This is a genomic window from Bacteroides cellulosilyticus (genome assembly GCF_020091405.1).
Lineage (GTDB): Bacteria > Bacteroidota > Bacteroidia > Bacteroidales > Bacteroidaceae > Bacteroides.
Map to the genome: position 1 here is coordinate 2,032,336 of NZ_CP081903.1, position 12,864 is coordinate 2,045,199.

Sequence of the window (12,864 nt, forward strand, 5' to 3'; positions counted from 1 at the left end):
CGGCATACTGGCTTAAAAAATAAACCAGTATACCAGAACTTTAATATGTTAGAGTGATTATTTCTTTATCTTGAATACAGGAGCTATATTATTGAGCTTTTTCTCCGGCAGATTAATGGAAAGCCCTTCTGCTGTGCGGTTGAACCGTACCGGTCCATATCCGAGCAGTTCTACCTTCCTTATCTTTTGCGGAAATAGTTTGCTGTCGGCAGCTAATGATTTGATGATTACATTTCCATTTTCCGGCCAGGCCAGAACCGTGGCATATAAATCCTTCTTGGTTTGGGTGAAACGGATCTCTTGTGCCGTAGCTTTGCTATATGCTCCTTCGTTGAATCCTTGTGCATTGATTTTAATATCAGCTTCCGCTATCGGACCTTCGCCGAATACTTCCCAAGGTCGGGTGCTGTAGATAGCTTCTTTATTAATATTCATCCACTCACCGAATTCATTCAGTATCTTTTCTTCTTTTTCATCAAACGTACCATCGGCCCGTAATGGAACACTGAGAAGCAGATTACCATTCTTACTTACGATGTCAATCAACAGTTTTGCGACATCCGAGGCTGATTTATACCAGTTATTTTCATAGACAGATGTAGTGTAATGCCATCCGCCAATGCATGAACAGGACTGCCAGGGTCGCTCCATTATTTCATTGGGTGCACCGCGTTCTACATCCCAAACGATGGCTTTGCGTTGGTTTTCATCCAATATCTTACTCAACATGACGGCTTCTAACTTGCCTTTGTGGGTTGCCATATTATGGTTATAGAAGTGGGCCGCAATCTTTAATCCGGCATCACTGATTGGATAGAATGGGGCTACGGTGACATCAAAATAAATCAGATCGGGATTATAACGGTTGATGGCATCTACGGTACGGTCATAGAAGTTTGTGCAGTATTCCTGAGTAGGCAAGCATGCCCCGTTTCCCCAGGCCCATTGGCTATGAATCATGCCATCCGCCCAGCTACCTTTACTCATCGGATGGTTTTGTGCATATAGGTCCTGAGGGTCGTATCCTTCCCACCATTTACCTTTGCCGTCAGCTTTTGTTAAAGTGCCATCGTAAGGAACACCGGCTTTAGGTCCGTGTCTGTCATAACGTTGGGAGGGTTCGTACCAAGTCCAGGCATGGTCAGCATGGAAACTGATACCAAATGGAAGTTCGTACTTGCGTGCAGCTTTTTCCCATTCCGCCAAAACGTCACGTTTCGGTCCCATATTTTTTGAATTCCATGGTTGGTATTTACTGTCCCAAAGGTCAAAATTATCATGATGGTTACCTAAAGCGAAAAAATACTGCGCCCCTATTTTCTTATAGAATGCAACCAGTTCATCCGGATTCCATTTTTCTGCTTTAAATAAAGGGATGATGTCTTTGAATCCCACTTCAGAGGGGTGTCCGTAGTGCTCTACATGATGCTTATATTCTGATGTTCCTTCCATATACATGGAGCGTGCCATCCAGTCGCCTGAACCTTCTACACACTGAGGTCCCCAATGTGCCCATATTCCGAATTTTGCGTTCCTAAACCATTCAGGGACCTGGTAATTCTCCAAAGACTCCCATGTAGGTTGGAATTTACCTTTCATCATAGGTTCGTTCTTTTCTGAAACCGGAACCTGATAGTTCTGGGCAGATAAGGTTCCTATTGAAAGAACTAAAGAGGCTAATAAAATTTTCGTTTTCATAGGTATCAATTTTGTTTCTATTGTACATTGCAAAGATATGTATTAATTAGTAGTTGCAATAGGATTAAAAAGTGTTTGTATTGGAAAATATCGATGATATAATTGGGAAATATCTGATACTATAGGATAAAAACGATTTTTATATTGAGAATATCGATAATCGTTTTGAATGATGAAGAAATTCACCTACCTTTATCGAGTTACTAAATATGATATACTATGGCACTATTAGTTGATAAACTACACCCTTTGGTATTAAATGTAGGTTTGGCTGTACACAATGCAGATTGGAATTGGAAGAATGTAAATAGTCCGTTTACACGTTTATATTACATAACGGAAGGAACTGCCCAGATACAGTTATCAGGAGGTATACAGATATTAAAGCCTAATTATTTGTATTTCATTCCGGCATTCACTGTGCATAGCTATATCTGTAACTCTTATTTCTGTCATTACTACCTGCACATTTATGAAGAACATCAGTCAGATTCTAATTTATTAGATGAGTGGGAGTTTCCGGTTGAGATACCTGCCGGAGATTTAGATTTGGCTTTGTTTCAGCGTCTATGTGCAATAAACCCTCACATGAGTTTGCCTAAGTCGGACCCTGCAAGTTATGATAATAACTCGATGCTCATGCAGAACCTTCTGAAAAATAAGCAACGGGCATTATGCGACAAGGTTGAGTCGCGTGGCATAGTGTACCAGTTGCTGGCACATTTCCTGAAACGTGCGCAAGCTAAGGTAGAAACTAAAGATGACCGGATAGAGAAAGCTATTCTTTATATACGTAAACACATATACGAGACTATAGACCTGGCAACATTGGCCGAAAACTCATGTTTGTCGAAAGACCATTTTATCCGTCTGTTCAAGAAAGAAACTGGCGTTACTCCTTCAAAGTATATCAATCAGAAGAAAATAGAGAAAGCACAGCTTATTTTAGTGACTGATGAGATGTCCGTTAAGAATGTGGCTTTTGCCCTCTCCTTCGATGACTATTCTTATTTTAACCGGCTCTTTAAAAAGACAACAGGGCTGACTCCACAGGAATATCGTAACTCTTATCATTAATAATCGGAGATTTAGAACAGTTTTCTTGTCTGAACTGTATCCGGTCCGTGTCTGGGCCGTACCTGGTCCGTATCAAGTCCATGCGTATAGATACGGAGATGACACGGACCTGGTACGGTTCAGGTAATGAGATGGAAGAAATACAGAACATTCTTATTGTTAATCTATTGTCCTCACGGAAATCGTGCTCCGATTATTTGCGTACCGAGAATTTATAGATGCACTGGCTCTGATATTTCTCTCCCGGCCGTAACACAGCCGACGGCCACTCCGGTTTGTTAGGAGTGTCGGGATAGTGTTGCGTTTCCAGGCAAACAGCCGTACGGAAATTATAGACAATCCCCTTCTTGCCGGTCAATGTGCCGTCCAGGAAGTTACCACAATAAACCTGTATACCGGGCTCGTTGGTGTAAACATCCAGAACGATGCCTGTAGCGGGCGATTCGAGTGTGGCACATACTTTATTTATGTCTCCTTGAGTATTCAGCACCCAGTTGTGGTCGATGCCATTTCCATTCTTCAACTGTGCGAAGTCCTGGTTTATGTTGGCACCTATGGCAGTAGGTTGTCTGAAATCCATGGGAGTACCTTCAACGCTTGCTATTTCGCCGGTCGTCATGAAAGTGCTGTCCACCGGAGTATAATGGTCGGCGTTCAGGGTCAACAGATAACTTGAATTATCTTTTGAAGGATTGCCATCCAGATTGAAGTAAGAGTGGTTGGTCATATTGACGATGGTCGGTTTGTCTGTTTCCGCCTCATACTGTATGTCGATGGCGTTGTCATCCGTCAGTTTCATGGTGACGGTGCATTGCAGATTGCCGGGGAATCCTTCTTCTCCATCCTTTGCCAGATAAGTCAGTTGCAATTCCCGGTCACTCTTTTGTACCCCTTTGTACACACGATATTGGAAACCTTTCGGACCGCCATGCAAGCAATGGCCGTAGTTATTCTGCGGCAATTGATATTCCATACCATCCAGTGTGAAGCGTCCCTGGTTAATACGATTGGCATATCGTCCGATACTTGCTCCGAAATCAGATGGATATTTGATGTAGTCCTGTATGGAATCAAATCCCAGTACCACATCCTTCATATTTCCATCCTTATCCGGAACCATGACCGACACGATACGGCCTCCGAAATTAGTGACACACACTTCCATCTTGTTCTTGTTCTTCAGAACGAATAAGTCAGTTTTCTCACCATTGACTTCTGTCTGGAAATCGCTTCGCTTCAATCCGGATTCGGTCAGTTCTTCTTTTGTTGTTGCGGTACATCCAGCTATCAGAACTGTACATACCAAAAGAAACAGTTTATTCATATAGTTTTAATTAAAGTGACTGTAGCATTGTGATAAGTAGTTATATTATGCATAACTTTTACTTATCACAAACGTAGTGAAGATTGTTTTGAAATCGTAGTAGTATAGCACCAAAAAATAAAACTATTTGTTCATTCTTGATGTCTATGATAGTGATGAAGGGTGTTTTCAGCAGCTTTTAGTGTTTTTTGTTGTAATGGTGTGTTTATATTATGCTTGTAGGGGCAATATTACCCCTACAAGTCTGTTGCAACTGTCCGTTACTTATTCTTTACTTTTCCGGGAAGATAATCCGGTAATTCCCGCTCAGGTGCATGAAAGCGAAAAGGCGGAGCAGCCCGTCATAGTATGCATCGAAGTAACCATCCTCATACGGTTCATGCTTTGCGTTCCACAACTTATCTACAAACTCACGGCTTTTCTCGTGGGTACACATCAGTGAAGCCGCGGCGGAAGTGGCTACAAGACCTAATGAGTGTCTCAGTGCCTTATATCCTCCGGCTCCAAGGGTATCTTTTACTTGCGTGCCGTCTACGTTATACTGATCTACAAAGGTATCAATACCCTGGCTGTAAAGGAAATCCTGAATTTTATTTCCGTATTCCTGCTGCCATTCTTTATCGGCACAGGTCCAGGAATAATCTAAAGCCATGTTCATGGGTACGCGCCAGGAGTCAAAGCGGAAAGCGTCGCCGATGATGCGGTTATTGCCCAACAGACTGCCGTCGTAGTTGTTGTAATCGGGGTTTAGTCCGGTTACGGGGTGGATACTTTTATGCAGATATTCACGGCTGTGTTCGGCACATTCGCGCCAGAAATCAGCTCTGCCGTCATTGGCCCAGCGTGCCCATACTTCGTAGAAAGCGGGTACATGGTAAGACGGGTCGGTAAATCGTCCGCCATGTATGTCCGGAACGAAGGTGATGAGCTTATGCTCCACATTGATGAAAGGCATTACACGGTCTGTACCATCTTTCTCCATGGAACAGTTCAGGATATTCTGGGCTTCGGCAAGGTAGTTGATGCCGGTGTCGTTTCCCCAACGGTTGGAGGCGAAGATGAGGGCGGTTACATAGTAAAGCTCTCCGTCGGAGGCGGGGCCTTGGGAGTTACGGGTACCGTCCGTCTTGCAGCTCCAGGCGAAATAGCCTTTCAATGGGCCTTCCTGATGCTGCATGTACTTTGTGCCCCATCGCCAGAGGCGGTCGAAGATATCCTTACGATCGAACTGGACTGCAATCATTAATCCGTAGGACATACCCTCGGTACGGACATCATGGTTTTTGATGTCGCTGATATATGCCATAGAATCGCCTACTTCAAAATATACTTTGTCGGGGCCATAGAATACATCGTCAAAAACGGATTGGAGTTTGGCGTCGATGTCTGCTTGTTTATAACCTATCTCGGCGAAGAGATTCCGGTACTTCTGTGTTTCGAAAGCGCCTTTATTCCAGGGCTTTGTCGAATCTGCCTGGCTGCACGATGTTCCGGCGATGAGGCAGAGGAGGAGGTAAAATAAGTTCTTCATAAAGGAACGTTTTATATTATATGATTTTCAAGATTACGTAGTTAATTTATCATTTAACAGTGACTGGTATCGCCTTCAACAGTTTCAGCTCCGACGTACCACCATAAAGTATTTCATAATCACCTTCTATCGGGCGCATTGTGTTGGTTTCCGTATCAAACCATTCGAAATCTTCTTTGCTTAATGATACGGTCACATTGCTGGTTACCCCTTTGGCGATGTTCACACGCTTAAAGGCGCGGAGTGCGTGCGACGGGCCTTCTTTATCGCCCGGACGACGCAGATACACCTGTACCACTTCTTCTCCGTCGCGTTCACCTGCATTGCTCACGGGGACGGTCAGGATGGTTTGTTCTCCATCTTTCACTTCCTGTGTACTCAATGAAGCGTCTCCGTAACGGAATGTGGTATAGCTCAAACCATGCCCGAAGGGGAAGAGCGGAGCTTCCGTCATGTACCGGTACGTGCGTCCCTTCATGGAATAATCTTCAAAGCCGGGCAGCTGGCTCGTACTCTTATAGAAAGTGACCGGAAGACGTCCTGCCGGATTGTAATCTCCGAAGAGGACATTGGCGATAGCCGTACCACCGGCCTGACCGGGATACCATGCCTGCAGGATAGCATCGCATGTTTTCGATTCGGGAGTCAGGGCGATAGCGGAACCGGAGAAGTTGACGAATACAATCTTCTTTCCTGCTTTCTTCAATTCGGCAAGCAGACGGCTTTGGATGGACGGAAGTTCGATGGTTTCGCGGTCACCTCCCTTGAAGCCGGGAATGTTGACATGCATTTCCTCACCTTCCACTGCCGGGGATATACCTCCGGCAAAGATGATGACATCTGCCTCTTTTACCTTGTTTACAGTTTGTTTCAGGTCAACGGGGACTTCACGCCCCATGTCAAAATCGAGTGCGGCATCACGGTTGCGGAAAGCAAAATCAATCTTGATACGATATTCTTTTCCGGCTTCTGCCTGGAGGGTGTAGACTTTTGCATTGTTTTTGAAGTTCATGCCTGCGGCAACTTCCTTGCCGTCAATGGAGAGTTTTGTTATCCCTTGGGTCTGAAAACGGAAAGCGATATCTTCACTCTTGGCGGGGCGGAATACGGATTCGTAGCTGGCAGAGAAATCTTGCAGATTGATGCCGGCTGCAAAGGTCGTGGCACCGGTGGTGATGAAGTGGAAGGGGGTACTGATGTGATTGGTTACATCCGGTGTTCCTTCCTGTTTCGTATTGTTCCAGTATTTGGCACTGAAACCTTGCTTGCCATCCATGCTGCATTGCTGGAATACACTTTGCAAGGTGACGTCGGAGGTCAGGTCGCATCCGGGTTCGTAGATGATCTGTGATTCGGGCAGATATTCGCGGATACCCTCCAATAGAGTGATGGTATGTGAGGGGAAACCATTGTAGTTGCCCCATTGCATTACGGAGTCATTGGCATTAGGTCCTACCACGGCCACTTTCAGGTTTTTATTTAAAGGCAGTAAACTCTGATTGTTTTGCAACAACACAAGGCTCTCGCGTGCCATGCGGAGTGCCAGTTCACGATGTTCTTTACTATCTACCACGCTGTAAGGAATCTGTGCCCAGGACACTTGCGAAGGTTCGTCCATCTCGCCCAACTCAAAGCGGGCTTTCATCAGGCGCTTCAGAGAGATGTCTATTTGTTTTTCGTCAATCAACCCTTCCTTCACAGCTTCGGGCAGCGAGGCATAGCTGTCGCCACATTCCACATCTGTTCCGGAAAGTACGGCTTTGGCGGAAGCGTGTTGTTTGTCGGGGTCGGTTTCATGGGCGCCTTTGTTGTAGAAGTCGCTGATTGCCCAGCAGTCCGATACTACGATTTCTTTATATCCCCATTCGTCACGCAGAATTTGCATTAGCAGGCGGTTGCTTCCGCAACAGGGTTCACCTTCAAAGCGGTTGTAGGCACACATCACTTCTTTCACGTGCGCTTTTTGAACCAGGTCTTTAAAAGCGGGCAGATAGGTTTCCCATAAATCACGCGGGTCGATGTTCTCGGCATTGAAGCTGTGGCGGTTCCATTCCGGACCGGAATGTACGGCATAGTGCTTGGCACAGGCATGTAGCTTATCATACTTCTCTCCTTCAGGCCCTTGCAAGCCGCGTACCACTGCCACACCCATCTGACCGGTGAGATAAGGATCTTCTCCGTAAGTTTCCTGTCCCCGTCCCCAGCGCGGATCACGGAAGATGTTGATGTTGGGTGTCCACATGGTGAGCCCCTGATAACGTTTCAATCCGCCTTCTTTGCTGAATTCGGTGTTCTTGGCACGTGCTTCATCCGAAACTGCGGTGAATACATCGTAAAGCAGTTCATTGTTGAAAGAGGCTCCCATACCGATGGCTTGCGGGAATACGGTGGCCAGTCCGGCACGTCCTACGCCGTGCAACGCTTCGTTCCACCAGTCATAGGCTTTTATGCCCAGTCGGGGGATGGCCGGAGATGTGTTTTGCATCAATGCGGCTTTTTCTTCCAATGTAAGTCGGCCTACCAGATCATTGGCACGTTCTTCCGGACTTAGTGCCGGGTTTTTGTAGGGAGGTTGTGAACAGGAAAGGAAGCACAGACATAGGCATCCGATTCCGGTGAGCAACTGAAGTTTTCTTTTCATGGTATTAGTGCGTTTTTATTGTTATTAATAGACTTCTGTTTTGTCATTGTGGATGACGATTACAAAAATAGGCAGAAAAGAGGATTTGGAAGAAGAATCGTATTTCAGATAGTTGAGTCTATGTTACAGATTTCTTCCGGATGTTACATCTTGTTTTGCTGAGGTTACATTAAAAAGGAAAATGCCTGTTACAAGGCATTTTTCAGAGGGGGATATTGTAATTTGCAATATGAGTTCCTTCTTTATATTTTCTCGCAACGGATCAGAACCTTCTGTTCATTATTCAAGGTTGTAGCGAATAGATAAACTTCTCCGCCTTCGCTCAATTTGATACGTTTACGGAGTTCGGCTACTGAACTAGGAAAGTTACGAACCGTGATATTGGCTTTCTTTAGATCTCCTAATACGCCTTTTAGCTCTTTCTTATTCAATGTACATATACCCGTTATCCGGAAGCTTCTTCCGGGGAAGTTCTTTATCGGTTCACCGGAAGTATAGAGGTGACTGTTAGGATGCAGCTTCTTTACCTTATATATGCAGGTTACATTGCGGAAAGCCCCTGCTTTGAGGATGGACGCGTTGGGTTCGTACAGATATTTATCTAAAGTACCGGTATATTCACTCGGGCTTGATTGTTCCTGTTCGCGGGTGAAAGTGAAGAACTGTCCGGTTGTCTCTGTATTCCTCCCGTCCTTCGTTTGCAGATTGATGCAATGGATAGGAATATTCTTTGCGGCAACAATGTTGTGTCCTAAGATAAGCAAAAGTTCCTTGCATTCATTGTTTACAGAAACAATGTGTGCTTCCTGTACGTGCTTTAAATCCTGAATAGCCAAAGACAGGTCGAGCATAGGGGAGAGTTTCACCATTACGTGCTGCGCCTTTTCGAGCAGCAGGGATTCCAACTCTGCTACATTCGGTTCACAGTCGGCAATGGCAACAGTCTTACCGCCATGCCCGTCACGACGGGCAGGATCAATGAATATCCAGTCGACGGAAGACATCTCTTGCAGATGCCGGATGCCGTCTTTGTTTTCTATCCGGATATGATTCAGGCCCAGTAACGGGAAGTTATGCGATGCAATCTCGCAAAGAACTTCCTGCCGTTCCACATAGGTGACATGATGGAATTTCGGAGAAAGAAAAGCACAGTCTATGCCGAAGCCTCCGGTTAAGTCGGTCAGTGTGCCGGAGGAAGACTCCGGAATGATAGATGCTTTGTATCGTGCCGTAGCTTCCGAGGAACATTGCTCTAGCGATAGGTGACGGGGATATAGAATGCCTTCTTCCTCATGCCAGGACGGTATTTTCTCTGCCGCCGCCTGTCTGCCCGCTATCTGCGTCAGTGCAACAGGCATATCCACACCGGGATATTTCGGCGCTTGCAGAGCCAGGTTGCGTACATCATCCTTGCAATGTTCGCGTATAAAACGAAGGGTTTCGTCATTCAATTCCATAAACCTTGTCGTTTAATAGTTTCTTTGAAGCCATAATCCGAAGAAACGGTCGTAAATCTGATAAGTTCCCGCCTCTTGTGTGACAAAATCCTTCTCCAACAGTCCTTTTAATGCCGATTGTACAGAGCTGGAAGATGGCAATCTATATTTCTTGATGAATGCACCGGAGGTGATGGCACTTGCTTTCCCTTCTTTGGTAATGGCAATGAGCAGTTCTTTTTGTTTCTCGGGCATCCGGAAAAGGGTTTCGGAGTAGGTATATTGGAATGAGCCTATGATTTGACAGATGGCTTCTTCAACCATCGAAACATCTGCAACCTCATGAACAGGTGTCATGTCATACAGGGTATGCAATACTTTCTGCATATACCAGGTAATGCCTTCAAAATATTGGTATATCTGTTCGATAGCTTCTTTGGATATAGTCTTCTCTGCTTCTTTGAAATGTTTCTGAGCAAATTTGATGTATTCTTCTAAAGGAATACTTTCCAGATGCATCATCGATACACTCTGATAGAAAGGGCGTGAGGCTGTCAGAAATATATTGCCCATAATGTGCCTCTGGCTTCCGGCAAAGATGAAATGGGCATTGTTGCAATGTTGCACGTAAGTGCGCAGGATAGCTTCCACATTGTCTTCCGCATAATTTGTGATTTGCTGGAATTCGTCAATGGCTACGATGCAGGGCTTGTTTGCCTGTTCCAGATAATGGAATATTTCATCCAGCGTAGCGTCCGGAGACTGGATGTCTCCCAAGCCTAAGTTGAATGAAGGGTTACCATTGAAGTCGAATGTCAGACTGGCTTGCAGTGACTTCATCGTTTCCCAGAAAGTCTGTATCGTTTTCTTGCCCGAGGACTTCAATGACTCGATAATTTCTTTGCTGAGAGCAAACACAAATTCACGCAGAGATTTGGTCGCATATATATCAATAAAGAATGTGTAATATGTCTTTTGAATTTCTTTACTCTGGAAACAATGACGTATCAATCCTGTCTTACCCATTCTTCGCGTTGAGATTAACGCGGTATTATTACCATTGGTAATTTGCCGGATAAGCATCTCGCTCTCTGCTTTCCTGTCACAGAAATAGGCGGGGGATATGTATCCGTTTATAATGAAAGGGTTTCGGACGATTAGCATGGCTTCTTTACTTTATGGTGATTATGCAAAGATAATTATTATAAAGTAATAATGCAAAGAAAATAATGGTGGCTTCACTTATAACTGTACTTGTGCTTCCCGGAGCATCGTCTCCATAATATCCAGATCAGAGTTAACCTCGCCTTGCAGCAAATACTTATCCCGCTTGCGCGCTACTTTTTCATAAATCTCTTTCGCCCGTTCCGGCTGATTCTCCCAATACAAGGCAAGAGCACACAGCAAGCGTTGTTTGGAAGACATCATAATCTTATACCGCTGGATGTATCTCTTTATCTTATCTGTATAAAGCCGCTCTACTTCTTCTTTTCTCCGTTCACCTATCAGTTCGAGGAACAGGAGCTCGCACTCGATTTCTTTTACGTATAGTCCGACAATTTCCTCTTTATGCCGCTCTATTTCGCTAAACAGGGCGTGTGCAGTTTCAAATTCTTTCCGGTCTACATAGCGCGAAATATAGAGCAGTTTCACGGCAACCTGCATGATATTCCTGTAATCTGTCACTTCATCGTTCGGGAACCATTCGTCCGGCATGTCTTTCAGTCTTACGCCTTTCTGAACTTCAGCGTTGACGGCTAACTGTAATGCCAGATACTTCCGGGTATTCAGATCCCGGTGCATCAATATCAGGTTGTAGGCATCATTCGTGATGCCCGACATCTTCAATGGAATACCGTTCATCAGTGCCAGGAAGAAGCCGCAGATAAAGGAGAATAGAAGGAATAAATGTAAAGGCAGCGGTATCTCGGGATAGGCAACCCAAAGAACAAGTGCAAGGATTGCCGTCAGCAGATTCATCAATACTCCGCCTGCATTATACCAGAAATAAGGCAACTGTTCGTAAGGCTTATCCGGTGGAGAGAGCAGGCATTGTCCGCCCGTGCCGGAGATGGAGAAACGCTTGAAACGGAACTTTCCTTTCTCTTTTATCAGTGTAAGGCTACCTACCCGAAAAGAAACGAACCGGTAACCGGTGGCAAGTCCGAAGATCAGATGCCCGCCTTCGTGCAGAATAATCTGTACGAAAACGGCAAGGATGAGACAGGCCAATGATAAGATACAGGAAAGCAAGAGTCGGCTCAACTGTATGTTTCCCATATTCCCGAAGAATTCACTTAATGTGGTCTCCGTAAAGAATGTGATGCAAAGCACCATTGCACCGAAGCCGATGCATGCACCGAACAGGGTGGAAAGTATAAGTTTGAGAGCTTGTTTCATTGTTGTATGGTATGAAGTTCTTACCCGGTTTGTCTGCACAAATATAAGGAATATAAGGAACTTTATGGTATAACCTTGTATTTTTGTTTAGCTTCCTGCCGGCTGCACCAGTTAAAATGCCACCACTCGCTGGGCAATGCGCGAAAACCTGCGGCACGCATGACGCTCCGCAGCAGTTGCCGGTTCGCCTGTTCCTGCTTTGTCATTTTCCCGCTTTGCACCAGTGCGGCTTCATTCGTAATGTGAGCTTCGGGGCCGAGGTGGTCTACTTCCGTACCCATCGGCAGGGGATTTCCCGCTTCATCCAGTATGCTGATGTCTACCGCCAGACCGTAGTTGTGCAGTCCGCCGCCACGTGCGGGATTGGAAACATAGATATACTTGGAGGTGCCTTTCACCACATTCCACATTTTCTGCTGTACACTCATCGGGCGGGCGGCATCATACACGATGAGGCGACGGCCGGGGTATCGCTTTTTCAGTTCCTGTTGCGCCAGTAGCAGTCCTTTCATGGCATCGGGATGCAGATACGCCTCATGCAGATCTTCGTATAGCACCTTTCCCGTGAAATTATCCGCCCGGGTATACATCAGGTCTACGACGATGGAGCTGTCCGCTTCGGCAATGTTCACCAGTCCGATGCTTTCCAGATATCTTGCCGTTTCACTCTTTTGTGCGGATGCGGGGATAAACCAGAGAGCAAGTAGAAAATAATATATATACTTCATGCCTTTTTTTCTTTGCCTGCAAAGGTACG

General features: G+C 45.4%; 9 protein-coding genes. 1 reads left to right on the forward strand and 8 read right to left on the reverse strand.

The genetic code is table 11. The features are described from left to right. Positions 1 to 57: 57 nt before the first annotated feature. On the reverse strand, positions 58 to 1,698 hold the full coding sequence (locus K6V21_RS06935; RefSeq protein ID WP_224321334.1) for an alpha-L-fucosidase: 1,641 nt from the start codon (positions 1,696 to 1,698) through the stop codon (positions 58 to 60). Between the two features lie 219 nt (positions 1,699 to 1,917). On the opposite strand from K6V21_RS06935, the gene K6V21_RS06940 reads away from it, so the two are divergent. Continuing rightward, the gene (locus K6V21_RS06940; protein WP_117986260.1) at positions 1,918 to 2,775 is read left to right on the forward strand and encodes a helix-turn-helix domain-containing protein; all 858 of its coding nucleotides are present in this window, start codon (positions 1,918 to 1,920) and stop codon (positions 2,773 to 2,775) included. A gap of 193 nt (positions 2,776 to 2,968) precedes the next feature. Here the strand turns inward: K6V21_RS06940 and K6V21_RS06945 are convergent, their stop codons facing one another. The 7 genes from K6V21_RS06945 to K6V21_RS06975 all read right to left on the reverse strand — a co-directional run bounded on the left by K6V21_RS06945 (position 2,969) and on the right by K6V21_RS06975 (position 12,835). Then, positions 2,969 to 4,099, reverse strand: a complete 1,131-nt coding sequence (locus K6V21_RS06945; RefSeq protein ID WP_224321335.1) for an aldose epimerase family protein — start codon at positions 4,097 to 4,099, stop codon at positions 2,969 to 2,971. A 271-nt stretch (positions 4,100 to 4,370) separates the two neighbouring features. After that, on the reverse strand, positions 4,371 to 5,630 hold the full coding sequence (locus K6V21_RS06950) for a glycosyl hydrolase family 8 (protein WP_224321336.1): 1,260 nt from the start codon (positions 5,628 to 5,630) through the stop codon (positions 4,371 to 4,373). Positions 5,631 to 5,679: 49 nt separating this feature from the next. Then, positions 5,680 to 8,271, reverse strand: a complete 2,592-nt coding sequence (gene xyl3A, locus K6V21_RS06955; RefSeq protein WP_224321337.1) for a xylan 1,4-beta-xylosidase — start codon at positions 8,269 to 8,271, stop codon at positions 5,680 to 5,682. A 242-nt stretch (positions 8,272 to 8,513) separates the two neighbouring features. Beyond that, positions 8,514 to 9,728, reverse strand: coding sequence for a THUMP-like domain-containing protein (locus K6V21_RS06960; RefSeq protein ID WP_224321338.1), 1,215 nt, complete (start codon positions 9,726 to 9,728; stop codon positions 8,514 to 8,516). Between the two features lie 12 nt (positions 9,729 to 9,740). Then, positions 9,741 to 10,871: an AAA family ATPase gene (locus tag K6V21_RS06965; protein WP_224321339.1), complete on the reverse strand. Its 1,131-nt coding sequence runs from the start codon at positions 10,869 to 10,871 to the stop codon at positions 9,741 to 9,743. 78 nt (positions 10,872 to 10,949) lie between these two features. Continuing rightward, the gene (locus tag K6V21_RS06970) at positions 10,950 to 12,107 is read right to left on the reverse strand and encodes a M50 family metallopeptidase (protein ID WP_224321340.1); all 1,158 of its coding nucleotides are present in this window, start codon (positions 12,105 to 12,107) and stop codon (positions 10,950 to 10,952) included. Positions 12,108 to 12,169: 62 nt separating this feature from the next. Beyond that, complete coding sequence (locus K6V21_RS06975) at positions 12,170 to 12,835, reverse strand: M15 family metallopeptidase (protein ID WP_044268546.1); 666 nt, start codon at positions 12,833 to 12,835, stop codon at positions 12,170 to 12,172. Positions 12,836 to 12,864: the final 29 nt, after the last annotated feature.

Bases quoted from the DNA above. Each gene is read 5' to 3' on its own strand.
- K6V21_RS06940 (WP_117986260.1), top strand. From the start codon at position 1,918: ATGGCACTATTAGTTGATAAACTACACCCTTTGGTATTAAATGTAGGT.
- xyl3A (WP_224321337.1), bottom strand. From the start codon at position 8,271: ATGAAAAGAAAACTTCAGTTGCTCACCGGAATCGGATGCCTATGTCTG.
- K6V21_RS06975 (WP_044268546.1), bottom strand. From the start codon at position 12,835: ATGAAGTATATATATTATTTTCTACTTGCTCTCTGGTTTATCCCCGCA.
- K6V21_RS06960 (WP_224321338.1), bottom strand. From the start codon at position 9,728: ATGGAATTGAATGACGAAACCCTTCGTTTTATACGCGAACATTGCAAG.
- K6V21_RS06935 (WP_224321334.1), bottom strand. From the start codon at position 1,698: ATGAAAACGAAAATTTTATTAGCCTCTTTAGTTCTTTCAATAGGAACC.
- K6V21_RS06950 (WP_224321336.1), bottom strand. From the start codon at position 5,630: ATGAAGAACTTATTTTACCTCCTCCTCTGCCTCATCGCCGGAACATCG.
- K6V21_RS06965 (WP_224321339.1), bottom strand. From the start codon at position 10,871: ATGCTAATCGTCCGAAACCCTTTCATTATAAACGGATACATATCCCCC.
- K6V21_RS06945 (WP_224321335.1), bottom strand. From the start codon at position 4,099: ATGAATAAACTGTTTCTTTTGGTATGTACAGTTCTGATAGCTGGATGT.
- K6V21_RS06970 (WP_224321340.1), bottom strand. From the start codon at position 12,107: ATGAAACAAGCTCTCAAACTTATACTTTCCACCCTGTTCGGTGCATGC.